We start from the raw sequence: 25,001 nt of genomic DNA on the forward strand, positions 1-25,001 counted from the left end.
GCAGGATCAGGCCGTCACCGTCGAGACGACGCCCTGGGGCGTGACGAAGAAGGCCTGCAACGCTCCGGCCGCCCGCAGGATGCGCTGGCGGTCGGATTCCGGCGCCAGGATCAGGGCGGTGGCCAGGCCGTCGGCGATGGTGGCGTTGTCGGCGATCACCGTCACCCCCAGGTCGGCCGGCGCGGTGCGGCCGGTGCGCGGGTCGATGATGTGGGTGAACTTGCCGGCCTCGTCGAAGATGGTGCCGTAGCCGCCCGAGGTGGACACGCACTTGTTGACCACGTCAACCGAGGTGACGGCCTTGGAATTGTCGGCCGGGTTGGCGATGCCGATGCGCCAGGCGGAACCGTCCGGCTTGGCGTCCATGGCGCGGGGCTCGCCCATGTCCACCAGCAACTGGGTGAAGCCGTGGGCGCGCAGCACCTCGGACACCTTGTCGGTGATGTAGCCTTGGGCGCGGGCGTTCAGCGTCAGCGCCATGCCGGGCCGGGCCAGGGAGATGCGGGAATTGGCGGCGTCGATCTCGATGCCCTTCCAGTCCACCAGGGCCAGGGCGGCCTCGATGTCCTTGGCGGCGGGGCCGGCGGCATCGGGGCTGGCGCCGGTGAAGTGGCTGAAATACAGCTGCCACACCGGCTGGATGGTCGGGTCGAAGGCGCCGCCGCTGATCTCGGCCAGGGCCTTGGCGTGGGCGACCAGTTCCACGAACTCGGCCGGGGCGTTGTCCAGCTTGCCGTCGCGATTCAGGGCCGACAGGGCCGAATCGGCGCGGTAGACGCTGAACATGGCCTCCAGGCGGGCGAGCTCTCCTTGCGCGGCGGCCAGGGCGGCCTTGGCCTTGCCTTCGTCGGCGGCATAGAGCTGGATGGTGGACGGCGCGCCGAGCGTCGTGCCTTCCCAGCGCACCAGGCGGGCCTGGGCGGCATTGGCCTTCATCAGCAGCGGCAGTCCGGCGGCGGCGGCCAGTACGGTGATGGCGCGACGGCGGGTGATACGAACGGTCATCGAGCCTGAGCCCTCCTTCGGGTGAAACTTCCGGGCACCTCGGGGGCCTGTTCCCGTGGTCCTGCCCAACTCACTTAGCAAGACCCGCGCCACAAAAGTATAATTGCTCAAAAAAACGTCACATAGATGGTATGCGAGGACAACGCCCACATCAAGAGTGCGTGTTTTGAAATACGCATTGCAATACCAAATTTCAAAAATGGCGGAAATAAGCCGATTTTTAAGCGATACGCGGTAAAATGCCGGGCTGTAACAGGTTTGCCATGGCCTTTGGGCGGCAGAAAAAATCCGTGTCGCATCTCCGCTTCCGCCTGTCGCATGTCCGACATGGACGGGGGATTTGCCGCCAATGAGCCGTCATGACCTTAGGTATGGGAGGGGGATTACTCTTTTGTGCTTGGCGTCGGCGGCAAACGATGGTAAGTAAAAACCCGCAGCGACCTGAGCCCATGGGGCCGGGTCATTTTTTTTGGCGAGACGATCGCCGCCGAGCTTCCGACCCGGGGGGGTAGGGGAGAGCGGTAAAGGGGGAGGCCCGAATTCAGGCCTCCCCCTTTATCTTTGCGCACCACTCTTGCCACGCCATGCGGAAGAAGCCTTCCACCGCCGCCAGATGGGCGGCGGCGTCGCCCGCTCCCCGGCCCATGGCGGGGCGCAGGCGATGGCGCAGGTCCGACAGGCGGGCCGGATCGGTCGCCAGGGCGACGGCCAGGTTCTCGTAGCCCTCCAGGTCGGGACGGGCCAGCTCGTCCGCCATGCCCATGGCGGCCAGCAGGGCCAGGGTCTGGCGCGAGAAGGGGCGCGGTCCCGGCAGGGTGACCACCGGCACCCCCATCCACAGCGCCTCGCACGAGGTGAAGGCGCCGCAATAGGGGAAGGGGTCGAGGCCGATATCCACCTCGGCATACTCGGCCAGCACTTGCGCCGGCGGTGAATTGCCGCGCAGCTCCAGCCGCTCGGGGGCGATTCCGTGGGCGGCGAAGGCGTCGCGCAGCCGTCCGGCCACCTCCGGATAGGCCAGGTGGGGCCATTTGAGCAGCAGGCGCGAGCCGGGTACCCGGGCCAGGATGCGCGACCAGGACCCGATCACCGTCTCGTTCAGCTTGGCGATGTTGTTGAAGCTGCCGAAGGTGACGCGGCCCCGCGCCAGCACGGGCGGGTCGGCCGGTTCCGGCGTCGCCGGCCCCTGGTAGCACAGGCGCGAGCCGGGCAGGAACGCTACTTTCTCGCGGAACCAGGCTTCCGCCTCGGGCGGCACGGTGGCGCGGTCCATCAGGACGTAGTCCATGGCGGCCAGCCCGGTGGTGAAGGGATAGCCCAGCCAGCTCACCTGCAGTGGGGCGGGCTTGGCGGCGAACAGACCCAGCCGGTTGCCCGCCGTGTGGCCGTCCAGATCCACCAGGATGTCGATGCCGTCGTCGCGGATCAGCCGGGCGCAAGCCTCGTCGTCCAGGGAGGCGGCGTCGCGCCACAGATCGGCGCTTTGGCGCAGCTCCCGGGCGATGTCGTCGTCGGCGGGGCGGGTGGCGTAGCAGATGGCGCGGAAGCGGGCGCGGTCATGGCCCTTCAGCACCGGGCGCATCAGCTGGCCCAGGGGATGGCGGCGAAAATCGGCGGAGACGTAGCCGATCCGCAGTACCCGCTCGGGCTCGGGCGGGTTGGCGTATCGCGCCGGAATGGGGGCGCGGCGGCGCTCCATGATCCGGCGATGGGCCAGCCCGATCTCGGCGCCGCTGGGCTCGGGAAGGTAGTGCAGGCAGTTGAGGTGGTTGGAAGCCGCCTGGGTCAGGCGGGGATTCATGCTCCAGGCGGCGTGGTAGCAGGCGGCGGCCTCGGCGGCGCGGCCCTCGCCATAGAAGGCGTTGCCCAGATTGTAATGGGCGGCGGAATGGCCGGGGCGGAGCGAAATGGCGGCGCGCAGCGAGTCCTGGGCCGCCCGCATGCGCCCCGCCTGCTGCTGCATCGCGCCGAGATCGGTCAGCATGCGCCAGTCGTCGGGGGCGAGGCCGGCTGCCTCCTCCATGGCGTCGGCGGCCTCGGGCGCGCGGCCCAGGGCGTCCAGGCAGCGGGCCAGCTGGGCGTGGACCACCGGCAGATGGGGCAGCAACTCCGCCGCCCGGCGGTAGCAGGGCTCGGCCTCCGCCACGCGGCCCCGGCGCATCCGGGTGTTGCCCAGGTTGAACCAGGCGGGCGCCAGGCCGGACGACAGTTCGGTGGCGCGGGTGAAATCCGCCTCGGCCTCCTCCAGCCGGCCGAGATCCGACAGCAGGTCGCCCCGGTTGCACCAGGCTTCCGCCAGATCGGGGGCGAGGCCAAGGGCGCTTGCGTGCAGCGCCAGGGCCTCGTCGGCCCGCCCCCGCTGCTGGGCGATCACGCCGCGGTTGGTCAGGGCCTTGGCGGCGAGGGGCGGGGGGGCATCGATGCGGCGGTAAAGGGAGTCCGCCTCGTCCAGGCGGCCCTGGTTGTGCAGCGCTTCGGCCTGTCGGAGCCATTGGGCGGGATCGGAGGTCATCTCCGATTTATCGCGGCGGCCTCCGGTCCCGTCAAGCTCACGCCTTCCGGCGACTCGCTGCCGGTGCGGTAGCGGAAGGTGCCTTCCCCCATGGCGATCAGCCTGCCGTTGGCGTCGAGGATTTCCGAGGAGCAGAACACGATGCGGCTGCCGCCCGCCTTCTTGCGGCCGATGGCGCGAATCAGGCCGTGGCGGACCTGCCCGGTGAAGCTGGTTGTCAACTGCAGGGTGACACAGCGCCGCACCCGGCCAGGATGGGGGCAATAGGTGGCGGCGAAGCCGCACGAGGTGTCGATCAGGGTGGCCAGCACGCCGCCATGGATCAGGCCGGCGCGGTTGCAGTGCTTGGGCTGCACGGTCAGCTCCAGGACGGCGCGGTCCTCGGACCATTCCACCAGATGGTAGTCCAGCAAATCCTGGAAGCCCGACCGGGGCTCGCCGTCCAGCAGGTCGATGCTCATCAGGGGGCTCCGCTCGTCATGTCCGGTGTCCCAGCGCCGCATGGATGCGGCGGGCCAGTTCCACCAGCCGGGGGCCGAGATCGTCCTCCAGCCGCTCGCACGGCAAGAGGAAGGCGGCGCCGCCGCAATTCAGCCCCATCACCGCGCCGGTGGCGGGATTGGTCAGCGTCACGCCCACCGCGTGGACGTCGCTCTGCCAGTCGCCCACCGAGATGGTGAAGCCGCGCCGGGCGTAGTCGTCCAAGGCCTGTTCCACGCCCAGGCGGATGCGCGGCCAGTCCTCGGGGTGGCGGCGGCGGACCTCGTCCAGGATGGTTTGGCGCTCGGCCTCGGGAATGGCGGCGAGATAGGCGCGGCCCATGGCGGTGGTCGCCACCGGAATGCGCGAGCCCACCGAGAGGCGGATGGTCAGCGCCCCTTTGCCCCGGCAGGATTCGATGTAGATCATGCTGGTGTGGTCGAAACTGCCCAGCGAGACCGCCACGTCGGAATACTCGGCCAGCTCCTGCATCATGGGGCGGGCCACGTGGCGGATGTCCATGCTGGCCAGCGCCGTATAGCCCAGCGACAGCACGGCGGTGCCCAGCGCGTATTTCCCATAGCGCTCGGCATAGGCGAGATAGCCCAGCCGGGTGAGGGTGTGGGTCAGGCGCGACACCGTCGGCTTGGGCAGCCCGGTGCGCGCCGCGATCTCCTGGTTGCCCAGCATGGAATCGCCGGCGCGGAAGCAGCGCAGCACGTCGAGTCCGCGCGACAGCGCCACCACGAACTGGCGGTCGTGCGTCTCCTCGCCTCCGTCCTGGCGCGAATCGTTCAAGGCTTCATCTCCCGGTCCCTCTCTTGCGATGGAGAGGGGATGTTTTTGTTTGCCAAGGGACCAAATCACGACTTAGGCTCTGGCGTCAACAAAATGTGAAACTAAATTCCGCATAGCGAAATCGAGGGTGGTGATGACGGAAGTGCTGCTGGAAAGACCCCTTGAGTCCGTGGCTCTGCTGCGGATCAACCGGCCCGAGGCCAAGAACGCGCTCAACGGCGAAGTGCGGCGGCAGCTGGCCGAGCACATGACGGCGCTGGGCGCCGATCCCTCCGTCCGCGCCATCGTGCTGACCGGCAACCAGGAGGCCTTCGCCGCCGGGGCCGACATCAAGGACATGGCCGAGGTGGGCGCCATCGAGCTGATGCAGCGCAACAATCACCTGCTGTGGCGGGCCATCGCCAATTGTCCCAAGCCGGTGATCGCCGCGGTGAACGGCTATGCCTGGGGCGGTGGCTGCGAACTGGTGATGCACGCCGACATCATCGTGGCGGGCGAGACCGCCAGTTTCTCCCAGCCCGAGGTCAAGGTGGGCATCATGCCGGGCGCCGGCGGCACCCAGCGCCTGACCCGGGCGGTGGGCAAGTACAAGGCCATGCTGATGGTGATGACCGGCCAGCCCATCAGCGGCATCGAGGCGGGGCAGATGGGCCTGGCCAGTCTGGTGGTGCCCGATGCCGAGGTTCTGGACAAGGCGCTGGACATCGCCAGGACCATCTCGCGCATGCCGCCCGTCGCCATCGCCCAGATCAAGGAAGTGATGCTGGCCGGCCAGGACGCCTCGCTGGAAACCGCCCTGATGCTGGAGCGCAAGGCCTTCCAGCTGCTGTTCGCCAGCCGCGACCAGAAGGAAGGCATGAAGGCCTTCATCGAGAAGCGCAAGCCCGCCTATGAGGGGAAGTGACCATGAGCCTCGACGCCAATCGTTCCGATCTCATCCTTGGTCTCGTGGGCACCGGCACCATGGGGCGCGGCATCGCCCAGATCGCCGTGGTCTCCGGGGTGACCGTCATCCTGGTTGACGCGCAGCCGGGAGCCGCCGCCAAGGCCAGGGATTCCGTCGCCGCCATGCTGGCCAAGCTGGCTGACAAGGGCAAGTTGACACCCGAAGCCTGCGCCGCCGCGACCAATCGTCTCAAGCTGGGCGAAAGCCTCGCCGACCTCGCCCCGGCCCATGTGGTGGTGGAGGCCATCGTCGAGGACATCAAGGTCAAGCAGGCCCTGATGAACGATCTGGAGGCCATCGTCTCCGCCGATTGCCTGATCGCCAGCAACACCTCGTCGCTGTCGGTGACCTCCATCGCCGCCGCCTGCAAGCATCCCGAGCGGGTGGGAGGCTTCCACTTCTTCAATCCCGTCCCCCTGATGAAGGTGGTGGAGGTGATCGACGGCGTCATGACGGCGCCGTGGGTCGCGGAGGCGCTGACCGCGCTCGCCCGGCGCATGGGGCATGTGCCGGTCCGGGCCAAGGACACTCCCGGCTTCATCGTCAACCACGCCGGGCGCGGCTATGGCACCGAGGCGCTGAAGCTGGTGGGCGAGGGGGTGACCGATGTGTTCACCGCCGACCGCATCCTGAAGGGCGCCGCCGGTTTCCGCATGGGGCCGTTCGAGCTGCTCGACCTCACCGCGCTGGACGTCTCCCACCCGGTGATGGAGAGCATCTACGACCAGTATTATCAGGAACCGCGCTTCCGCCCCTCGCCCATCACCCGGTCGCGCCTCGCCGCCGGGCTGCTGGGACGCAAGGTGGGCCGCGGCTTCTACGCCTATGACGGCGACAGGCAGGTGGTGCCGCCGGCCCCTCCCGTTCCCGCCGCCTGGGATGGCCCGGTGTGGGTGGCGCCCGGCGAGGGCTCGCTGGCGGTTTCCGCCCTGGTCACCAGCCTGGGCGCCAATCTGGAGAAGGGCGAGACGCCGACCGAGGCGGCGCTGATCCTGGTTCCCGTGCTGGGCGAGGACTGCACCGCCGCCTGCGTCCGCCTCGGCCTCGACGCCGGCCGCGCCGTCGCCATCGATCCGCTGTTCGGTCTGGAGACCCACCGTACCATCATGACCAATCCGGTGACGGCGGCGGACATCCGCGACGGCGCCCACGGATTGCTGGCCGGCGGCGACGTCCCCGTCTCGGTGATCGACGACAGCCCCGGACTGGTGGCGCAGCGGGTGGTGGCGACCATCGTCAACATCGGTTGCGACATCGCCCAGCAGCGCATCGCCACTCCGGAAGACATCGACAAGGCGGTGACGCTCGGCCTCGGCTACCCCGCCGGGCCGCTGTCCTGGGGCGACCGCATCGGCCCCGACAAGGTGGTGGCCATCCTCGACGCCATGCTGGCCATCACCGGCGACCCCCGCTACCGCGCCTCGCCGTGGCTCAGGCGCCGCGCCGCGCTGGGGGTATCGCTGCTCCACTCACATTGAGGATGTTTCATTCGACGCAGGGCGGCGGATGGGGCAACAATCCGCCGCCCCCTCTTGCCTGGAGAACGACCATGCCCGATTGCCTGGATTTCTACATCGACGGCGCCTGGGTGAAGCCCGCCAAGGGCTCGCGTCTGCTCGACGTGATCAACCCCGCCACCGAGCAGGCTTCCGGCCGGGTGGCGTTGGGCTCCGCCGACGATGCCGTCCTTGCCATCGAGGCGGCGGCCCGCGCTTTTCCCGCCTGGGCGGCGACTCCCTTGGCCGAGCGTCTGGAGATCCTTGCCCGGGTGACGGCGCTCTACGAAAGCCGTCTCGACGACATCGCCCAGGCCATCAGCCTGGAGATGGGCGCGCCCTTGGAGCGCCTGGCCAAGCCGGCCCAGGCCCGCGCCGGGCTGGGGCATTTCAAGACGGCGCTGGCGCTGGCCAGGACCTACGCCTTCGAGCGCCGGCAGGGCACCACCCTGGTGGTCAAGGAACCGGTGGGGGTCGCCTCCCTGATCACGCCGTGGAACTGGCCCATGAACCAGATCGCCTGCAAGGTGGCGCCCGCTTTGGCGGCGGGCTGCGCCATGGTGTTGAAGCCCAGCGAGTTCGCGCCCTATTCCGCCCGCATCCTGGCCGAGATCATCCACGAGGCCGGCGTGCCCAAGGGCGTGTTCAACATGGTGTTCGGCGACGGAGCCGAGATCGGCCCGGTGCTGTCGTCGCACCCGCTGGTGGACATGGTGTCGCTGACCGGCTCCAACGCCGCCGGCTCGTCGGTGATGCGCGAGGGGGCGGCGACCATCAAGAAGGTGTCCCTCGAACTGGGCGGCAAGTCGGCCAACATCATCTGCGACAGCGCCGATTTCAAAAAGGCCATGGGGCACGCGGTCAAGGCGATGATGGGCAATTCGGGCCAGAGCTGCAACGCCCCGTCCCGGCTGTTCGTCCCCGCCCACCGGCTGGAGGAGGCGGAAGGCCTGGCCGCCGAATTGTGCGCCCAGATCAAGGTGGGTGATCCCATGGACCCCGAGACGGTGATGGGACCCATCGCCAATGCCCGCCAGTTCGACAAGGTGCGGCGCATGATCCGCACCGGCATCGACGAGGGCGCCAGGCTGGTGTGCGGCGGCCCCGAGCGTCCCGATGGCCTGGACAAGGGCTTCTTCGTCCGTCCCACCGTGTTCAGCCGGGTCCAGGATTCCATGACCATCATGCGCGAGGAGATCTTCGGCCCGGTGCTGTCCATGCGCGGCTACAAGGACCTGGACGACGCGGTGAATGGCGCCAACGACTGCCTCTACGGTCTGTCGGGCTACGTCTATGCCGCCGACCTGGACGAGGCGCGCGCCGTGGCGCGGCGCCTGCGCACCGGCATGGTCCATCTCAATGGCGCCCTGTCCCATCCCGGCGGCCCGTTCGGCGGCATCCGCCAGTCGGGGGTGGGGCGCGAGTGGGGCGAGGCGGGGTTCGAGGAATTCCTCGAATCCAAGACCCTGTTCGGCTCGGAACCCAAGGAGTGATCATGCTGGAGACCGGAACCGTTTCCGTCGGCACGCCCGGGCGGCTGGACGACGACGTGGCCTTCATCCTGGCCAAGGCCGCCGAGTTGAACCTGCCCAAGATCACCACGCTGGGGCCCCAAGGCGCCCGCGACGAGTTCGCCCGGCGACTGTCGCGCACCAATCCCCCGGCCCCCGACGGCGTCGAGGCCGAGGACATCCTGGTGGCGGGCATTCCCGCCCGCCGCTACCTTCCACCCGGTGGGGCGAAGGTGAAGGGCGCCTTGCTCTACGCCCATGGCGGCGGCTTCGTGGTGGGGGACCTGGAGACCCATGATCCCCATTGCCGCATCCTGGCCGCCGAAAGCGGCTCGGTGGTGGTGTCGCTGCATTATCGCCGGGCGCCCGAGCATCCTTATCCCGCCGCGATTCAGGACGCCAAGGCGGCCCTGGCCTGGCTGGCGGCGGAATATCCCGGCTGGCGCCTGGGTGTCGCCGGCGACAGCGCGGGCGGCACCATCGCCGCCGTTCTGGCCCTTCACGCCCGTGATGAGGGCCTTCCCCTGGCCCTTCAGATATTGATCTATCCGGCGGTGGACCAGATGGGCGACTTTCCGTCCCGGCAGCGGCTCGGCGAGGGCTACATCCTGACCCGCGACGACATCGCCTGGTTCAATGACCAGTATTTCGGGGCGGGCAGGGCGCCTTTGCGCGAAACCGGGGCCGCGCCGCTGCATGCAGCCTCCCATGCCGGCCTTGCGCCGGCGCTGGTGATGACCTGCGGCTTCGATCCGCTGGTGGACGAAGGCGAGGCCTATGTGGAAAAGCTGCGGAGGGCGGACGTGCCGGTGCGCCATGTCCGGCTCGAAGGCTCCGTCCACGGCTGCCTGGGACTGGCGGGCTATGTCTCCTCGGGCAAGGCGGCGCTGGCCGAGGCCTGCCGGGCCTGGACTTCCGTCCTCTCCTGATTCGTTGAACGGCCATTCAATCGCCCTTGACTCCCGCCATTGAATGAATGAACATTCAGTCAGATTGAATGGTCAGTCAGTTCGAGGCGTGAATGTCCTTCTCCGTGCTGAATACCGCCCGTCGGGGCGCCGTCTTCGTGGTCACCCTGGCCAGCCCGCCGGTCAATGCGCTCAGCCGCGCCCTGATCCGCGATCTGCATGCCGCCATGGACATGGTGGAGGCGGACAAGACCATCCGCGTCCTGCACGTGCGTTCCGACTGCAAGGCGTTCTGCGCCGGCGCCGATCTGGCGGAAATGCGGGAAAACCTCGCCAATCCCGATCTGGTGGATGCCCAGATCGCCTTCGTCCGCGACCTGCAGAACGTCTTGAAGCGCATCGAGACCTTGGCCTTGGCCACCATCGCCGAGGTGGGGGGCGCGGCCATGGGCGGCGGGCTGGAACTGGCGCTGGCCTGCGACTTCCGCATCGCCGCCGACGAGGCCAAGCTGGCCCTGCCCGAGGTCAATCTGGGGCTGATCCCGGGGGCGGGGGGGACGCAGCGCCTGACCCGGCTGTGTGGTCCGGCCATCGCCAAGCGGCTGATCCTGGGCGCCGAAATCCTGGACGGCCGGAGCGCCTGCGCCATGGGCATCGTCCACTGGTCGGCGCCCCGCGCCGAGCTGGCCGACAAGGCGGCGACGCTGGCCGATCGCATCGCCACCCTGCCGCGTGCCGCCGTGGCGGCCTCGAAATCCTGCATCGCGGCCTCCCTCGATCCCAGCCGCGACGGCTACGAGGAAGAGCTTCTGGCCACCCGCGAGCTGCTGTTGCACGAGCCCGAGACCCGTCACCGGGTCGAGGCCTTCCTGTCCAAGTAATTCTTCCATCCAAGGAGCAAGGAAATGAAGTTCGAGGATAAAGTCGCCCTGATCACCGGCGGTGCGTCGGGCATCGGCTATTGCACCGTGAAGTCCATGGCCGAGCTGGGCGCCGACGTGCTGATCGCCGACATCAACGCCGAAGCCGGCGAGAAGGCGGCGGCCGAACTGAAGGCCCGGGGCTTCAAGGCCGAGTTCGTGCGCCTCGACGTCACCGACAAGGCCAATATCGCGCGTGTCAAGGAACACGTGGTCGCCACCCGCGGCCGCCTCGACATCCTCGCCAACGTGGCGGGCTGGGGCCATATCCAGCCGTTCGTGGATAATGACGACGCCTTCATCGCGCGTGTGATGAGCCTGAACCTCACCGGCCCCATCGAGCTGATCCGCGCCTTCTTCCCCATGATGATCGAGAAGAAGTCGGGCAAGATCGTCAACGTCGCCTCCGACGCCGGCCGCGTCGGGTCCTTGGGCGAAAGCGTCTACTCGGCGGCCAAGGGCGGCCTGATCGCCTTCTCCAAGGCCCTGGCCCGCGAGGGTGCGCGCTACAACATCAACGTCAATGCCATCTGCCCCGGCCCCACCGACACGCCCTTGCTGAAGTCCGAGCCGGAGAAGTTCCTGGAAGCCTTCCTCAAGGTCATTCCCATGCGCCGCTTCGGCAAGCCCGAGGAAGTGGCCGATGCCATCGTCTTCATGGCGTCCAACCGCGCCGACTACATCACCGGTCAGGTCCTGTCGGTCAACGGCGGCATCACCATGGTGGGCTGAAGCCCATCCTCAATCAGTTCGTCATGGCCGGGCTTGACCCGGCCATCCATGGACCCCCGGATCAAGTCCGGGGGTGACGTGAACAGACAGAAGAAACGGAGAGTTTGATCATGCGCAAGTTCAAGGCTGCCGAATACAAGGCCGTTCATTTCGACTGGAAGGTGGACGGCAAGGTGGCGACGCTCACCCTCAACCGTCCCGACAAGAAGAACCCGCTGACCTTCGACTCCTATGGCGAGCTGCGTGACCTGTTCGAGAACCTGGTCTATGCCGACGACGTCAAGGCGGTGATCGTCACCGGTTCGGGCGGCAATTTCTGCTCGGGCGGCGACGTGCACGAGATCATCGGCCCGCTGACCAAGATGGACATGCCAGAGCTGCTGGAATTCACCCGCATGACCGGCGACGCGGTGCGCGCCATGCGCAATGCGCCCCAGCCGATCATCGCCGCCATCGACGGCGTCTGCGCCGGCGCCGGCACCATGCTGGGCTGTGCCGCCGACATCCGTCTGGGCACCGCGCGGTCCAAGGTGGCCTTCCTGTTCGTGCGCGTCGGCCTGGCCGGCGCCGACATGGGCGCCTGCACCCTGCTGCCCCGCCTGATCGGGCTGAGCCGTGCCGCCGAGCTGCTTTACACCGGCCGCGCCATGGGCGGCGAGGAATCCGAGCGCGTCGGCTACTACAACTCGCTGCACGCCCCGGAAGAGCTGCTGGACGCCGCCAACAAGCTGGCCCACTCTTTGGCCAATGGCCCGACCTTCGGTCACGCCATGACCAAGAAGATGCTGTGGCAGGAATGGAACCACGGCCTGGGCGAGTGCATCGAGGCCGAGGCCCAGGCTCAGGCCATCTGCATGCAGACCAAGGATTTCGAGCGCGCCTACATCGCCTTCGCCAACAAGCAGGCGCCGGTGTTCGAAGGCAACTGAGTCCTTGCTTGTCATCCCGAGGCGGAGCCGAGGGATCTTTCAGCCTGAGGCGGTTGCCGTTCATGCGTGAAAGACCCTTCGCCTCCGGCTCAGGGTGACATGGTTTTCAATGGTAAGGAAAAACAACATGAGTGACGCCACGTTCCTCGACTGGCCCTTTCTCGACGAGTCCCACCGCGCGTTCGCCGCGTCGCTCGAGGCCTGGGCCAACACCACCCTCCCAGAGGTGTGCCCCGAGGACGAGGCGCACGGCCCCGCCATGGACCAGACCGCCCGACGCCTGGTAACGGCTCTGGGACAGGCGGGGTTCCTGAAGGCGGCCATTCCGGCCGCCCACGGCGGGCGGGCAAAGGATTTCGACGTCCGGGCGCTTTGCCTGGGGCGCGAGATCCTGGCCCGCCATGCCGGTCTGGCCGATTTCGCCTTCGCCATGCAGGGCCTGGGCAGCGCCGCCATCACCCTGTTCGGTAATCAGGAACAACAGGCCCGCTACCTGCCCAAGGTGGGGACGGGGGAATACATCGCCGCCTTCGCCATCTCAGAGGCCGATGCCGGTTCCGACGTGGGTGCCATGACCACCAGGGCGGTCCTGGACGGCGACCACTACGTCATCGACGGCGCCAAGACCTGGATCTCCAACGCCGGGCTGGCCGATTTCTACACCGTCTTCGCCCGAATCGGCGACGAGGAGGGGGCCAGGGGACTCGCTGCATTCGTGGTTGACGCGAATACGCCTGGGCTTTCGGTGTCCGAACGAATCGATGTCATAGCGCCCCATCCCCTGGGTTCGTTGCGCTTTGACAACATGCGGGTGCCCGCCGCCAACATGCTGGGCAAGCCCGGCGACGGCTTCAAGGTGGCCATGAGCGTGCTGGACGTGTTCCGCACCACGGTGGGCGCCGCCGCCCTGGGCTTCGCCCGGCGCGCCATGGACGAGGCGCTGGCCCGTTCGGTCAAGCGCAAGGCCTTCGGCTCGCGGTTGGCCGATTTCCAGCTGATCCAGGCCAAGATCGCCGACATGGCGGTGGCGGTGGACACCTCGGCGCTGCTGATCTACCGCTCGGCCTGGACCAAGGACACCAGGGGCGGGCGGGTGACGCGGGAAGCCTCCATGGCCAAGCTGTGGGCCACCGAGCAGGCCCAGATGGTCATCGACCAGGCGGTGCAGATCTTCGGCGGCCTGGGCGTGATCAGCGGCATGATGGTGGAACAGCTCTATCGCGAAATCCGCGCGCTTCGTATCTATGAAGGCACCAGCGAGATCCAGAAACTGGTGATCGCCTCCAAGGTCTACGAAGGACTGACCCCATGATGGGTGATGCGAGGCCGCTTGTCGGCCGTCATGCCCTGGTCACCGGCGGCGGTCGCGGCATCGGCGCCGCCATCGCGCGGCAATTGCTGGTGCTGGGGGCCGACGTGACCATCACCGGGCGCGACCGGAAGCGTCTGGACGAGGCGGCCGCCGCCATGGGCTGCCAGGGGCTGGCCGTGGACGTCACCGATCCGGTGGCCATTCAAAGCGGCTTCGCCCAGGCGGCCGCACAGCTCGGCCCCATCGCCATCCTGGTCAACAACGCCGGCATCGCCAAGGCGGCGCCCTTCGCCCGGACCGATCTCGCCCTGTGGAACGACATCCTGAACACCGATCTGACCGGCGCCTTCCTGTGCACCCAGGCGGCGCTGCCCGACATGCTGAAGGGCGGGTGGGGCAGGGTGGTCAACGTGGCCTCCACCGCCGGACTGACCGGCATGGCCTATTGCGCCGCCTATTGCGCCGCCAAGCACGGCCTGATCGGCATGACCCGCGCCCTGGCGATTGAACTGGCGTCCAAGCCGGTGACGGTCAACGCCGTCTGTCCCGGCTATACCGAGACCGACATCGTCGAGGAGACCGTCGCCAACATCGTCGCCAAGACGGGCCGCTCTCGCGAGGAGGCCCTGGCTCAGCTGGTGGCCTCCAACCCGCAAAAACGCCTGATCAAGCCCGAGGAAGTGGCCGAGGCGGTGGCCTGGCTGTGCCTGCCCGGCTCCGCCTCCATCACCGGCCAAAGCATCGCGGTGGCGGGTGGAGAGTTGATGTAGAGGTTGACGGTGGGGTCATCCCCATTCACCGTCATCGCCGGGCTTGTCCCGGTGATCCACGCGGTTCCGATCGAACGCCGTTTGCTGTAATGGTGCGGACGGCGCGGCGTGGATGCCCGGAACAAGTCCGGGCATGACGCGTTCGGTATGCTGGTCACGGGGCGGAAATACAGGAAGGGCGGGACGCCGAATGGATAACAAGCCGGGTGCGGTTCACGATGTGAAGGCCCAGGTCAGCGACGAGGCGCTGGTCGCGAGAAGGCGCGGCCAGATCATCGCGGCGGCGGTGGAGCTGTTCTCGCACCAGGGCTTCTACCGCACCACCATTCAGGACGTGGCCAGGAAGGCGGGCGTCTCCGCCGGGCTGATCTACCAGTATGTCAGCGATAAGGAGGACGTGCTGCTGCTGGCCCTGCTGTCGGTGCTGGAATCCTACAAGCACGAGATTCCGGCGGCGCTGGAAGGGCTTTCCGACCCGCTGGAGCGTTTCCAGGCGGCCATCCGCGCCTATTGCCGGGTGGTGGACCAGCGGCGGGAAGCCACCGTGCTGGCCTATCGCTCCACCAAGTCGCTGCCCGACGACCGCCGGCAATTGATCAAGGATTGCGAGATCGAGACCAACGGCATGATCGCCGCCTGCCTCGCCGATTGCATCAGGGCCGGGCTGATGCGCGACGTCAACGTCGAGCTGGTGACCTACCAGCTGGTGACTTTCGCCCATTCCTGGGCCTTGAAGCACTGGCGGCTCAAGGAGCAGTGCGGGCTGGAGGAATACGTGGCCGAGGGCCTGGATTTCTTCGCCCATGCCCTGCTGACCCAGAAGGGCTGGCGTCAATGGAAGAAGATGGCTGACGCCACGACCGGTTGACGCTTTCTGCGCATCGAGTACTATATCTGGCTGTTCAAGCCAGAGGAATGCTATGACCCAGCCCGCCGTGACCGGCGAAATCCGCGAGACGCCGCTTGCCGAGGCCTTGGGCGAGCGCTATCTCGCCTACGCCATGTCCACCATCGTGTCGCGCTCGCTGCCCGATGTGCGCGACGGGTTGAAGCCGGTGCATCGTCGCCTGCTGTTCGCCATGCGCCAGCTGAAGCTGGACCCCGGCGGCGGCTTCAAGAAGTGCGCCCGCGTGGTCGGCGACGTCATCGGTAAGTACCACCCCCATGGCGACGTGGCGGTCTACGACACCCTGGTGCGTCTGGCCCAGGATTTCGCCGTGCGCTATCCCCTGGTGGAAGGCCAGGGCAATTTCGGCAATATCGACGGCGATAACGCCGCCGCCATGCGTTACACCGAGGCCAAGCTGACCGAGGTGGCCGCCGCCCTGATGGAGGGCCTCGACGAGGATTGCGTCGATTTCCGCCCCACCTATGACGGCACCGAGGAAGAGCCGGTGGTCATGCCGGCGGCCTTTCCCAACCTGCTGGCCAATGGCGCGGCGGGCATCGCGGTGGGCATGGCCACGTCCATTCCGCCCCACAATCTGGGCGAGATCTGCGACGCGCTGGACCATCTGATCGCCAAGCCCGAATGCGACGTGGACGAGCTGATCGCCCACATGCCCGGTCCCGACTTCCCCACCGGCGGCGTGCTGGTGGAGACCAGCGCCGCCATCACCGAGGCCTACCGCACCGGCAAGGGCGCCTTCCGGGTGCGGGCCAAATGGGCGGTGGAAAAGCTGTCCCACGGGCTGTACCAGATCGTCATCACCGAGATTCCCTATCAGGTGCAGAAGGCCAAGCTGATCGAGAAGATCGCCGAGCTTCTGTCCGAGAAGAAGCTGCCGCTGCTGGCCGATATCCGGGACGAATCCGCCGAGGACATCCGGCTGGTGCTGGAGCCCAGGAACCGCACCGTCGAGGCCGAGCTGGTGATGGAGCAGCTGTTCCGCCAGACCGACCTGGAATCGCGCTTCTCGCTCAACATGAACGTGCTGGACGCCAGTTCGGTGCCGCGCGTCATGAACCTCAAGGAGGTGCTGCGCGCCTTCCTCGACCACCGCATGGTGGTGCTCGAACGCCGCGCCCGCCACCGGCTGGAAAAGATCGCCAAGCGCCTGGAGGTGCTGGAAGGCTTCCTCAAGGTCTATGCCGACCTGGACAAGGTCATCAAGATCATCCGCTTCGCCGACGAGCCCAAGGCCGAGCTGATCAAGAACTTCAAGCTGTCCGAGGTCCAGGCCGAGGCCATCCTCAACATGCGCCTGCGGAGCTTGAACAAGCTGCAGGAACTGGAGATCAAGACCGAGCACGCCGAGCTGTCGGCGGAAAAGGCCGATCTCGAGTCGCTCCTTGCCGATGAGGGCAAGCGCTGGGCCGCCATCGCCGCCCAGGTGGCCGAGACCCGCAAGGCCTTCGGCGGCGCCACGGCGCTGGGCAAGCGCCGCACCGAGCTGGGCGAGGCTCCCTCGGCGGTGGTGGTGCCCATCGAGGCCTATGTGGAGCGCGAAGCCATCACCATGGTCCTGTCCGAGAAGGGCTGGATCAGGGCGCTCAAGGGCCATTCCGACAATCCCGACACCCTCAAGTTCAAGGAAGGCGACCAGCTGGGCTTCCTGCTCAAGGCGTGGACCACCGACAAGATCCTGGTGTTCGCCACCGACGGGCGCTTCTACACCATCGGCGGCGACAAGCTGCCGTCGGGGCGCGGCCATGGCGAGCCCTTGCGCCTGATGATCGACCTGGCCGGCGATGTCGATATCGCCGCCGTGCTGGTCCACAAGCCGGGCCGCAAGCTGCTGGTGGCCACCAATTCCGATCGCGGCTTCGTGGTCGAGGAGAACGAAGTCCTGGCCCAGACCCGGGCGGGCAAGATGATCCTCAACTGCGCCGATGGGGAGAAGGCCAGGTTCTGCCTGCCCTTCGAGGGCGACGCCGTTGCCGTCATCGGCGACAATCGCAAGCTGCTGGTGTTCATGGCCGAGGAGATCCCGGTGATGAGCCGGGGCAGGGGCGTCATCTTGCAGAAATACCGCGATGGCGGCATGGCCGACATCAAGGTCTTCACCCTGGCCGAGGGGCTCAGCTGGTCGCTGGGCGAGCGCACCCGCACCGAGATGGACCTCACCCCCTGGCTGGGCAAGCGCGCCTCGGTCGGCCGCCTGCCACCCACCGGATTCCCCCGCAATAACCGTTTCAGTTAAGGGGGATATTACGGTTTTCCGTAATGGCCGTCGCGTTGCGTCTCCCTTGCATTGGTGTAGGATAATTTCCACCTGATCCGGATCAACCGGCATAAGTTTTCTGGGAGGAGACTTTGATGCAGCGACGTAAATTCTTGACCGGGGCGGCCGTTGGCGCCGCCGCCGCTTCGACCACGATTGCGGCCCCGGCCATCGCGCAGAGCATGCCCGAGATCAAGTGGCGCCTGGCGTCCAGCTTCCCCAAGAGCCTGGACACCATCTATGGCGGCGGCGAGGTGATGGCGAAAAGGGTCGCCGAGGCCACCGACGGCAAGTTCCAGATCCGCGTCTTCGCGGGCGGCGAGATCGTCCCCGGCCTGCAGGTGCTCGACGCCGTGCAGAACGGCACCGTGGAATGCGGCCATACGGTCAGCTATTACTACATCGGCAAGGACGCCACCTTCGGCTTCGACGCGGCGATGCCGTTCGGTCTCAATGCCCGCCAGCAGAATGCCTGGCTCTATCACGGCGGCGGCCTGCAGCTGATCCATGAGTTCCTCAAGGCCTACAACTGCATCAGCTTCCCCGGCGGCAATACCGGCACCCAGATGGGCGGCTGGTTCCGCAAGGAAATCAATACCGTCGCGGACCTGCAGGGCCTCAAGTACCGCATCGGCGGCTATGCCGGCAAGGTGATGAGCAAGCTGGGCGTGGTCCCGCAGCAGATCGCCGGCGGCGACATCTACCCCGCCCTGGAAAAGGGTACCATCGACGCCGCCGAATGGGTCGGCCCCTATGACGACGAGAAGCTGGGCTTCAACAAGGTGGCGCCCTTCTACTACTATCCCGGCTGGTGGGAAGGCGGCCCCAACGTCTCGTTCCTGATCAACCTCGACCAGTGGAACAAGCTGCCCAAGGCCTATCAGGCCGTGCTGCAGGCGGCCTGCGCCGAGGCCAACGTGGACATGGTCGCCAAGTACGACGTCTACAATCCCACCGCGCTGAAGAAGCTGATCGCCGGCGGCACCAAGCTGCGCCCCTTCTCCAAGGACATCATGGTCGCCTGCTACAACGCGGCGCAGGAGACCTATGCCGAGGAGGCGGCCAAGAATCCCGCCTTCAAGAAGATCTTCGACCAGTGGAAGGCCTTCCAGGGCGACCAGCACCAGTGGTTCCGCGTCGCCGAGGCCGGGTTCGACAGCTTCATGCTGCACGGCATCCCCAAGAAGTAGCCCCTGGCGCCGCCCAGGCAAGGGAAAGCCCCGCACCGGACGGTGCGGGGCTTTTTTCATCGGGTGTGGCCCAGGCGGGCAGGAGGCCCGCGCGTCCGGCAGGACCGGAGCGCGGGCGCGCCCCGCTATTTTTCCTCGGAGCCGCCGTACAGGCCGCCTCCGCCGCCATAGCCGCCCTCCGGCACCTCGATCTTGATGGTGCTGGTATCCACCGCCGCCTTGCTGTCCAGGCCGCCCGAAACCAGCTCGGGGAAGGCGATGACGATGCCGACCATGATGATCTGGATGATCACGAAGGGCACGGCGCCCCAGTAGATCTGGCCGGTGGTGATCCTGGGGGTCAGCTTGCCGGTCAGCTTGTCCACGTAATCGGACTTGGGCGCCACGCTGCGCAGGTAGAACAGCGCGAAGCCGAAGGGCGGGTGCATGAACGAGGTCTGCATGTTGATGCCCAGCAGCACGCCGAACCAGATCAGGTCGATGCCCATCTTCTCGGCCACCGGCCCCAGCAGCGGCACCAGGATGAAGGCCAGCTCGAAGAAGTCGAGGAAGAAGGCCAGCACGAACATCAGCACGTTGACGACGATGAGGAAGCCCAGGGTGCCGCCCGGCAGGCCGGTCATCAGGTGCTCGACCCACAGGTCGCCGTTGACGCCGCGGAACACCAGGCCGAACACCGTCGAGCCCACCAGGATGAACAGCACGAAGCACGACAGCTTGGCGGTGGTGTCCATGGCCTGGCGCATCAGGCTCCAACTCAGCTTGCGCTTGGCCAGGGCCAGGATCAGGGCGCCGGAGGCGCCCATGGCACCGCCCTCGGTGGGGGTGGCGATGCCCAGGAAGATGGTGCCCAGCACCAGGAAGATCAGGACCAGCGGCGGCAGCAGGCAGGTCACCGACCGGATGATCAGCGCCATGCCCCTGAGGGTCCTGGCCTCCAGCGGCAGGGCCGGGGCATAGCTGGGCTTGATCATGGTGACCAGGAAGATGTAGCCGGCGTAAAGGGCGGTGAGCACCAGGCCGGGCAGGAAGGCGCCGGCATACATGTCGCCCACCGAGCGGCCCAGCTGGTCGGCCATGATGATCAGCACCAGCGACGGCGGGATGATCTGGGCCAGGGTGCCCGAAGCGGCGATGACGCCGGTGGCGACGCGGCGGTCATAACCGTAGCGCAGCATGATGGGCAGGGAGATCAGGCCCATGGAGATCACCGAGGCCGCCACCACGCCGGTGGTGGCCGCCAGCAGGGCGCCGACGAAGATCACCGCATAGGCCAGGCCGCCCCGGATGGGGCCGAACAGCTGGCCGATGGTGTCCAGCAGGTCCTCCGCCATGCCTGATCGTTCGAGAATCAGGCCCATGAAGGTGAAGAACGGAATGGCCAGCAGGGTGTCGTTGCGCATGATGCCGAAGATGCGCTCGGGCAGGGCCTGGAACAGGCTGGCGTTCAGCAGCCCCAGCTCCATGCCCAGCAGGCCGAAGACGATGCCGTTGGCGGCCAGCGCGAACGCCACCGGGTAGCCGAGCAGCAGGAAGAACACCAGCGCCGCGAACATCAGCGGCGCCATGTTGGCGATCAGGAACTGGGTCATGCCGCCTCTCCGTCCGCCGCGGTGTGGTGGTGGTGGCCGTGATCGCCGGGATCGGGCAGGTCGCCGGTGAGGATGGCGATCTTCTTGATCAGTTCGGAAATGCCCTGGGCCAGCAGCAGCGAGAAGCCCACGGGGATCATCAGCTTGACCGGCCAGCGGATCAGGCCGCCGGCATCGCCCGACATCTCCATCATGGTGAAGGACTGCATGAACATGGGAATGGACAGCTTCAGGATCAGGATCACCATGGGCAGCAGGAAGAACAGCGTTCCCAGGATGTCGATCCAGATCTGCGCCCGGCGGGGCAGGCGGCCGCAGACCACGTCGATGCGGATGTGTTCGTTCCGGAGCAGGGTGTAGCCGGAGCACAGCAGGAACACCGCCGAGAACAGGTACCACTGCACCTCGAGCCAGGCGTTGGAACTGGTGGAGAAGACGTAACGGATGGTGGCGTTGCCGGAACTGACGATCACCATGATGAGGATCAGCCAGTAGACGCTCCGCCCGACCCGCTCATTGATGCCGTCAATGAACGAGCTGAGTGCCAGAAGTGGTTTCAACGTGGATTCCTCCCGTTACCCCTATGACCCGGCCCCCTGACCGAGGCTTTATTCGTGGACGATGACCGGGGCTCGGCTTATGGCGCCGATTCCCCCGATAATGATGGCATAGGCCCTTCGGAGGGCCAATTGTGGACATCCGAACCTGGAATCGCTCAGGCTTCCAGCCGCTTCCATCCGTCGGGGCCGAAGGCCTCCAGCGGCTGGTAGCGGGTCTTGTAGGACATCTTGCGGCTTTCGGCGATCCAGTAGCCGAGATAGACGTAGTGCAGGGCGAGGCGCCGCGCCTCCTCCACCAGCCACAGCACCATGAAGGTGCCCAGGCTGCGGGCCGACAGGTCGGGATCGAAGAAGGAATAGACCGCCGACAGGCCGTCGCTCATGCGGTCCGACAGGCAGGCGGCCACCAGATTGTCCTCGGTGTCGCGGAACTCGACGATGAAGGTGTCGATGGGGCTGTCCTCGACCATGGAGCGGTAGTCGTAAAAGCCCATCAGCGCCATGTCGCCGCCCGAATGCCGGGATTCCTGGTAGCGGGCGAACAGGCGGAACTGGTCGGCGGTGGCCCGCGCCGGCACGATGCGGGCCACGAGGCCGCCATTGGCCCGGACCACCCGGCGCATGGTGCGGTCGGGCTGGAACCGCTCGGCCACGATGCGCACCGGCACGCAGGCGCTGCAGCCGGGACAGGCCGGGGTATAGGCGATGGAGTGGCTGCGGCGGAAACCGGCGCGCGACAGCGCCTCGTGCAGGGTGTCGGCATCGGTGCCGTTCAGCTCGGTGACGATCTTGCGCTCGAGGCGGCCGGACACGTACGGACAGGGCAGGGGCGCCGTGGTGAAGAAGAAGTGTGGCCGCTTGAGAGGAAAATGATCCATGGAAATCCGCTATCCGTCACTTTTCGGCCGAACGGTCCGGCATCTCACATATAGGAGGCGGCGCCCGCCGCCACCAGACCCCCGGGTCACCCGTTCCACTGCGCCGGATCGTTGACCACCACCGTACCGGCCAGCATGTCGTGCACGGTGCGCCGCCGGGGGTTGAACAGGGCCACCAGCAGGATCAGCGACCCCGTCACCGCCACCGAGCCGTAGAAGCAGGCCGTCTGGATGGCCGCCTGCAGCAGGCTGGGGCGCCCGTTGTCGTGGAAGGCGTTGGCGCCCACCGACATCACCCGGATATTGGCCGCCCGCATGCCCAGCGTGGCGGCCCGCGGCCCGGCGATGGTCAGGGTATGATAGGCCAGCGGCGCCAGCGCCATGGCCAGCATCATCACCGGCCACAACAGGCCCAGCGTCAGCGCCCCCAGGATGATCGCCGCCATCCACATCATGCCGATCAGCAGGCCGACCACCACCAGGTCGATGCAATAGGCGTAGATGCGCCGGATGGTGATGCCCATGTAATAGCGGGGCTGGCCCCAGGGATCGTTCCATTCCGGGGCGTGGTCGATGATGCGCGAGAATGGGGTGGGGGGGCTCGCCATGGCGGCCGCTCTAGCGCCGGGCCGGGGGCGCGGCGCCCTTCATGGGAACGGACAGCGACTGGGAATCCACCGGCCCCAGGTCGTTCTCGCGCAGCAGGATGATGCTGATGCGACGGTTGCGCAGGCCCTTGGGGTCGTTCTTGTCCAGCGGCTCCTGGTCGGCGCGGCCGACGATGCGGTCGATGCGGCTTTCCGGCACGCCCGACGCGATCAGCGCGCGGCGGCTGGCCAGGGCGCGGTCGGCGGACAATTCCCAGTTGGTGTAGCCGGACGGGTCGCGGAAGGGCACGGAATCGGTGTGGCCGGAAATGGCGATGCGGTTGTCGGGCAACTGGCGCACCACCCGCGAGACCAGGTCGAGCATGGCCCTGGTGTGGCCGTAGGGCGCGCTGGAGCCCGACGGGAACATGGCCAGGCCTTCCTGGTCGGTGATCTGGATGCGCAGGCCTTCCGGCGTGTTGTCCACCAGCATGGAGCCCTGGAACTGCTTCATCTCCGGAATGCCCTTCATGGCGCCTTCCAGGATTTCCTTGGCCTTGTCGAATTTCTGCTGCTCGCGCTGGGCCTGGGCTTCCTTGAATTCCTGCTCGGACATGCCGGAGCGGTCCTTGCCCTGTCCCGGCCCCTGTCCCTCGCCCTGTCCCGCCCCCTGGCCGGGGCCGAGATTGCTTTCACCGGGATTCTCGGGCTCGAATTCCTTTGACCCGGTCAGGTCCTCGCCGCCCGGGCCGATGGAGGCGGGGGGCAGGTGCTGCACCAGGGTGGGGGACGAGGTGTTGGAGACCTGGGCGCCCTCGCCGATCACCTTGCCGCCCAGCAGGCCGCCGGCGCCGGACGCGCTCTTGGACGCCATGGTGGGGGCGAAGTAGTTGGACACGCCGGTCAGCTGCTCCTCGGTGACGGCGTTGAGCAGCCACAGCAGCAGGAAGAAGGCCATCATGGCGGTCACGAAGTCGGCATAGGCCACCTTCCAGGCGCCGCCATGGGCGCCGCCGGCCACCTTCTTGACCCGCTTGATGATGATCTGCTGACCGCCTTCCGCCATGTCCGGCCGCTCCTACATCTCAGTCGGGAGGCAGGTTGGTGACGGTCTCTTCCAGTTCCTGGAAGGTCGGGCGCAGCTCGTCGGGCAGGATCTTGCGGGCGAACTCGATGGACACCTGGGGGGCGTAGCCCTGCATGTGGCCGAGCAGGCCGGCCTTGATGGCCAGGAAGTAGTAATGGTCGGAATCGAAACACAGCTGCATGTTGCGGGCGATGGGCGCGATGAAGGCATAGGAGATCAGCACGCCCGAGAAGGTGCCCACCAGCGCCGCGCCGATCAGATGGCCCAGCACCTCCGGCGGTTCGGTGATGGAGCCCATGGTGTGAATGACGCCCAGCACCGCCGCCACGATGCCCAGCGCCGGCATGGCGTCGCCCATCAGGTTCACCGCGTGGGCGATCTCGTGATAGTGCTTGTGGTGGGCTTCCAGTTCGCCGTCGATGATGGATTCCAGCTCGTGGGCGTTGCTGGTGCCCAGTGTCAGCAGGCGCAGATAGTCGCAGAAGAACGTCCGCGTGTGATGGTCCGAGCTGAACTTGGGGAACTTGCCGAACAGCGGGCTCTCGTCCGGCTTTTCCACGTGGCTTTCCAGCGCCAGGTCGCCCTTGGTCTTGGCCAGCTTGAACACTGCGTACAACACCGACAGCAATTCGATGTAATCATCCTTGCCGTGATGGGCGCCCTTGAACACCAGGCCCAGATTCTTGCTGATGCCGATGATGATGGATTTGGGGTTGCCGAGCAGGAGCGAGCCGACCGCCGCGCCGATGATGATCAACCATTCGAAGGGCTGGAACAGAACGCTGAGATGGCCGCCGGGTGCGGCATATCCGCCGATGACGCTGACGAATGTCACGACGATGCCGATGATTGCGAACATTCACTTCCCCTGGACGCCATCCCGAGGGGGGATGGGCAGATCATCTCCTTACCACGGAGAATGCTATAATTCCTCCTCCATGTCTTGAGTCAACTGCCTTGTGGTGATGAAAAGCGTCTCTTTTTCCGCAAGAAGGGTAATGGCGCATTTGACCTGGGGCACCGAAGGCTTTTAAATTCGAATCCCGCTCCCGTTAAAGCCGAGCCATTCATGTCCCTTGATCCCCGTTCCTTTCGCAAGACTTTGGGCTGTTTCGCCTCCGGCGTCACGGTGGTCACCACGCTGACCCCCGGGTCCAGGGAACCGGTGGGGGTCACGGTCAGCGCCTTCTCGTCCCTGTCGCTGGATCCGCCCCTGGTGCTGTTCTGCCTGGGCAATTCCACCTCCAGCCTGGAGGCGTTCAAGGGCTTCGGACATTTCGCCGTCAACATCCTGTCCGAGCGCCAGCGCGACCTGTCCATCCGCTTCGCCAGCCGCTCCGACGACAAGTGGCAGGGGGTGGCCTCCACCACCTGGAACAGCGGCGTGCCCATCCTGTCCGGATGCCTGGCCAGCCTGGAATGCTCGCTGGTCAACGTCGTCGACGGCGGCGACCACCAGATCTTCATTGGCAAGGTGGAGAAGCTGAAGCACCAGGAAGGCGGCAACCCGCTGGTCTATTTCCGCGGCAGCTACATGGACCCGGCGGCGCCGTCCCTCACCCCCGTGGTGTGATCCAATGGCGGGCAAGATGCCCGCGCTTCAGGGAAACACTGGAACGCGGCC

At 66.9% G+C, this 25,001-nt stretch carries 24 protein-coding genes; 13 read left to right on the plus strand and 11 right to left on the minus strand.

Features of this window, described 5'->3' with window-relative positions:
- Positions 1-6: 6 nt before the first annotated feature.
- The 5 genes from ACV4UZ_RS01225 to ACV4UZ_RS01245 all read right to left on the minus strand — a co-directional run bounded on the left by ACV4UZ_RS01225 (position 7) and on the right by ACV4UZ_RS01245 (position 4,795).
- Positions 7-1,005, minus strand: a complete 999-nt coding sequence (locus tag ACV4UZ_RS01225) for an FAD:protein FMN transferase (protein ID WP_491599134.1) — start codon at positions 1,003-1,005, stop codon at positions 7-9.
- A 107-nt stretch (positions 1,006-1,112) separates the two neighbouring features.
- The gene (locus ACV4UZ_RS01230) at positions 1,113-1,304 is read right to left on the minus strand and encodes a hypothetical protein (RefSeq protein ID WP_491599135.1); all 192 of its coding nucleotides are present in this window, start codon (positions 1,302-1,304) and stop codon (positions 1,113-1,115) included.
- 242 nt (positions 1,305-1,546) lie between these two features.
- On the minus strand, positions 1,547-3,517 hold the full coding sequence (locus ACV4UZ_RS01235) for an O-linked N-acetylglucosamine transferase, SPINDLY family protein (RefSeq protein ID WP_491599136.1): 1,971 nt from the start codon (positions 3,515-3,517) through the stop codon (positions 1,547-1,549).
- Entirely contained in the window at positions 3,514-3,978 is a 465-nt protein-coding gene (locus ACV4UZ_RS01240) for a PaaI family thioesterase (protein WP_491599137.1), read from the minus strand. Before ACV4UZ_RS01240 ends, ACV4UZ_RS01235 begins: the two co-directional genes overlap by 4 nt.
- A 16-nt stretch (positions 3,979-3,994) precedes the next feature.
- A complete protein-coding gene (locus ACV4UZ_RS01245) occupies positions 3,995-4,795 on the minus strand; it encodes an IclR family transcriptional regulator (RefSeq protein WP_491599138.1) in 801 nt (266 codons plus the stop codon).
- Positions 4,796-4,928: 133 nt separating this feature from the next.
- Here ACV4UZ_RS01245 and ACV4UZ_RS01250 point away from each other — a divergent pair, with 133 nt between their 5' ends.
- From ACV4UZ_RS01250 to ACV4UZ_RS01305, 12 genes are all read left to right on the plus strand, one after another.
- A complete protein-coding gene (locus ACV4UZ_RS01250; RefSeq protein WP_491599139.1) occupies positions 4,929-5,699 on the plus strand; it encodes an enoyl-CoA hydratase in 771 nt (256 codons plus the stop codon).
- 2 nt (positions 5,700-5,701) lie between these two features.
- A complete protein-coding gene (locus ACV4UZ_RS01255; RefSeq protein ID WP_491599140.1) occupies positions 5,702-7,219 on the plus strand; it encodes a 3-hydroxyacyl-CoA dehydrogenase in 1,518 nt (505 codons plus the stop codon).
- 71 nt (positions 7,220-7,290) lie between these two features.
- Positions 7,291-8,730, plus strand: a complete 1,440-nt coding sequence (locus ACV4UZ_RS01260) for an aldehyde dehydrogenase family protein (protein ID WP_491599141.1) — start codon at positions 7,291-7,293, stop codon at positions 8,728-8,730.
- A gap of 2 nt (positions 8,731-8,732) precedes the next feature.
- Entirely contained in the window at positions 8,733-9,677 is a 945-nt protein-coding gene (locus ACV4UZ_RS01265) for an alpha/beta hydrolase (RefSeq protein ID WP_491599142.1), read from the plus strand.
- Positions 9,678-9,769: 92 nt separating this feature from the next.
- On the plus strand, positions 9,770-10,537 hold the full coding sequence (locus tag ACV4UZ_RS01270) for an enoyl-CoA hydratase/isomerase family protein (protein WP_491599143.1): 768 nt from the start codon (positions 9,770-9,772) through the stop codon (positions 10,535-10,537).
- 24 nt (positions 10,538-10,561) lie between these two features.
- A complete protein-coding gene (locus ACV4UZ_RS01275; protein WP_491599144.1) occupies positions 10,562-11,308 on the plus strand; it encodes an SDR family NAD(P)-dependent oxidoreductase in 747 nt (248 codons plus the stop codon).
- Positions 11,309-11,418: 110 nt separating this feature from the next.
- Entirely contained in the window at positions 11,419-12,237 is an 819-nt protein-coding gene (locus ACV4UZ_RS01280) for an enoyl-CoA hydratase family protein (protein ID WP_491599145.1), read from the plus strand.
- Positions 12,238-12,364: 127 nt separating this feature from the next.
- On the plus strand, positions 12,365-13,549 hold the full coding sequence (locus tag ACV4UZ_RS01285) for an acyl-CoA dehydrogenase family protein (protein ID WP_491599146.1): 1,185 nt from the start codon (positions 12,365-12,367) through the stop codon (positions 13,547-13,549).
- Positions 13,546-14,319, plus strand: coding sequence for an SDR family NAD(P)-dependent oxidoreductase (locus tag ACV4UZ_RS01290; protein WP_491599147.1), 774 nt, complete (start codon positions 13,546-13,548; stop codon positions 14,317-14,319). The genes ACV4UZ_RS01285 and ACV4UZ_RS01290 overlap by 4 nt, the downstream gene beginning before the upstream one ends.
- A 190-nt stretch (positions 14,320-14,509) precedes the next feature.
- Positions 14,510-15,187, plus strand: a complete 678-nt coding sequence (locus ACV4UZ_RS01295; RefSeq protein ID WP_491599148.1) for a TetR/AcrR family transcriptional regulator — start codon at positions 14,510-14,512, stop codon at positions 15,185-15,187.
- 52 nt (positions 15,188-15,239) lie between these two features.
- Complete coding sequence (gene parC, locus ACV4UZ_RS01300) at positions 15,240-17,462, plus strand: DNA topoisomerase IV subunit A (protein ID WP_491599149.1); 2,223 nt, start codon at positions 15,240-15,242, stop codon at positions 17,460-17,462.
- A 116-nt stretch (positions 17,463-17,578) separates the two neighbouring features.
- Positions 17,579-18,673: a TRAP transporter substrate-binding protein gene (locus ACV4UZ_RS01305; protein ID WP_491599150.1), complete on the plus strand. Its 1,095-nt coding sequence runs from the start codon at positions 17,579-17,581 to the stop codon at positions 18,671-18,673.
- Positions 18,674-18,798: 125 nt separating this feature from the next.
- On the opposite strand, the gene ACV4UZ_RS01310 is transcribed toward ACV4UZ_RS01305, so the two are convergent.
- From ACV4UZ_RS01310 to motA, 6 genes are all read right to left on the minus strand, one after another.
- Positions 18,799-20,265: a TRAP transporter large permease gene (locus tag ACV4UZ_RS01310; RefSeq protein ID WP_491599151.1), complete on the minus strand. Its 1,467-nt coding sequence runs from the start codon at positions 20,263-20,265 to the stop codon at positions 18,799-18,801.
- The gene (locus ACV4UZ_RS01315; RefSeq protein ID WP_491599152.1) at positions 20,262-20,825 is read right to left on the minus strand and encodes a TRAP transporter small permease subunit; all 564 of its coding nucleotides are present in this window, start codon (positions 20,823-20,825) and stop codon (positions 20,262-20,264) included. The genes ACV4UZ_RS01310 and ACV4UZ_RS01315 overlap by 4 nt, the downstream gene beginning before the upstream one ends.
- A gap of 155 nt (positions 20,826-20,980) precedes the next feature.
- Entirely contained in the window at positions 20,981-21,703 is a 723-nt protein-coding gene (locus tag ACV4UZ_RS01320; protein WP_491599153.1) for an arginyltransferase, read from the minus strand.
- An 86-nt stretch (positions 21,704-21,789) separates the two neighbouring features.
- Positions 21,790-22,311, minus strand: a complete 522-nt coding sequence (locus ACV4UZ_RS01325; protein ID WP_491599154.1) for an RDD family protein — start codon at positions 22,309-22,311, stop codon at positions 21,790-21,792.
- Positions 22,312-22,321: 10 nt separating this feature from the next.
- Positions 22,322-23,356 carry a flagellar motor protein MotB gene (locus ACV4UZ_RS01330; protein ID WP_491599155.1) on the minus strand — a complete coding sequence of 345 codons (1,035 nt, stop codon included), beginning with the start codon at positions 23,354-23,356 and terminating at the stop codon, positions 22,322-22,324.
- Positions 23,357-23,375: 19 nt separating this feature from the next.
- Positions 23,376-24,236 carry a flagellar motor stator protein MotA gene (motA, locus tag ACV4UZ_RS01335; protein ID WP_491599156.1) on the minus strand — a complete coding sequence of 287 codons (861 nt, stop codon included), beginning with the start codon at positions 24,234-24,236 and terminating at the stop codon, positions 23,376-23,378.
- A 210-nt stretch (positions 24,237-24,446) separates the two neighbouring features.
- On the opposite strand from motA, the gene ACV4UZ_RS01340 reads away from it, so the two are divergent.
- Entirely contained in the window at positions 24,447-24,950 is a 504-nt protein-coding gene (locus ACV4UZ_RS01340) for a flavin reductase family protein (protein WP_491599157.1), read from the plus strand.
- Positions 24,951-25,001: the final 51 nt, after the last annotated feature.

This window comes from Paramagnetospirillum sp., from assembly GCF_058402745.1.

Coding starts and splice junctions, on each gene's coding strand:
- ACV4UZ_RS01235 (WP_491599136.1), bottom strand. CDS start 3,517: ATGACCTCCGATCCCGCCCAATGGCTCCGACAGGCCGAAGCGCTGCAC.
- ACV4UZ_RS01285 (WP_491599146.1), top strand. CDS start 12,365: ATGAGTGACGCCACGTTCCTCGACTGGCCCTTTCTCGACGAGTCCCAC.
- ACV4UZ_RS01255 (WP_491599140.1), top strand. CDS start 5,702: ATGAGCCTCGACGCCAATCGTTCCGATCTCATCCTTGGTCTCGTGGGC.
- ACV4UZ_RS01330 (WP_491599155.1), bottom strand. CDS start 23,356: ATGGCGGAAGGCGGTCAGCAGATCATCATCAAGCGGGTCAAGAAGGTG.
- parC (WP_491599149.1), top strand. CDS start 15,240: ATGACCCAGCCCGCCGTGACCGGCGAAATCCGCGAGACGCCGCTTGCC.
- ACV4UZ_RS01320 (WP_491599153.1), bottom strand. CDS start 21,703: ATGGATCATTTTCCTCTCAAGCGGCCACACTTCTTCTTCACCACGGCG.
- ACV4UZ_RS01265 (WP_491599142.1), top strand. CDS start 8,733: ATGCTGGAGACCGGAACCGTTTCCGTCGGCACGCCCGGGCGGCTGGAC.
- ACV4UZ_RS01275 (WP_491599144.1), top strand. CDS start 10,562: ATGAAGTTCGAGGATAAAGTCGCCCTGATCACCGGCGGTGCGTCGGGC.
- ACV4UZ_RS01240 (WP_491599137.1), bottom strand. CDS start 3,978: ATGAGCATCGACCTGCTGGACGGCGAGCCCCGGTCGGGCTTCCAGGAT.
- ACV4UZ_RS01325 (WP_491599154.1), bottom strand. CDS start 22,311: ATGGCGAGCCCCCCCACCCCATTCTCGCGCATCATCGACCACGCCCCG.
- ACV4UZ_RS01305 (WP_491599150.1), top strand. CDS start 17,579: ATGCAGCGACGTAAATTCTTGACCGGGGCGGCCGTTGGCGCCGCCGCC.
- ACV4UZ_RS01250 (WP_491599139.1), top strand. CDS start 4,929: ATGACGGAAGTGCTGCTGGAAAGACCCCTTGAGTCCGTGGCTCTGCTG.
- ACV4UZ_RS01310 (WP_491599151.1), bottom strand. CDS start 20,265: ATGACCCAGTTCCTGATCGCCAACATGGCGCCGCTGATGTTCGCGGCG.
- ACV4UZ_RS01280 (WP_491599145.1), top strand. CDS start 11,419: ATGCGCAAGTTCAAGGCTGCCGAATACAAGGCCGTTCATTTCGACTGG.
- ACV4UZ_RS01230 (WP_491599135.1), bottom strand. CDS start 1,304: ATGCGACACGGATTTTTTCTGCCGCCCAAAGGCCATGGCAAACCTGTT.
- ACV4UZ_RS01260 (WP_491599141.1), top strand. CDS start 7,291: ATGCCCGATTGCCTGGATTTCTACATCGACGGCGCCTGGGTGAAGCCC.
- ACV4UZ_RS01295 (WP_491599148.1), top strand. CDS start 14,510: ATGGATAACAAGCCGGGTGCGGTTCACGATGTGAAGGCCCAGGTCAGC.
- ACV4UZ_RS01225 (WP_491599134.1), bottom strand. CDS start 1,005: ATGACCGTTCGTATCACCCGCCGTCGCGCCATCACCGTACTGGCCGCC.
- ACV4UZ_RS01270 (WP_491599143.1), top strand. CDS start 9,770: ATGTCCTTCTCCGTGCTGAATACCGCCCGTCGGGGCGCCGTCTTCGTG.
- ACV4UZ_RS01340 (WP_491599157.1), top strand. CDS start 24,447: ATGTCCCTTGATCCCCGTTCCTTTCGCAAGACTTTGGGCTGTTTCGCC.
- motA (WP_491599156.1), bottom strand. CDS start 24,236: ATGTTCGCAATCATCGGCATCGTCGTGACATTCGTCAGCGTCATCGGC.
- ACV4UZ_RS01290 (WP_491599147.1), top strand. CDS start 13,546: ATGATGGGTGATGCGAGGCCGCTTGTCGGCCGTCATGCCCTGGTCACC.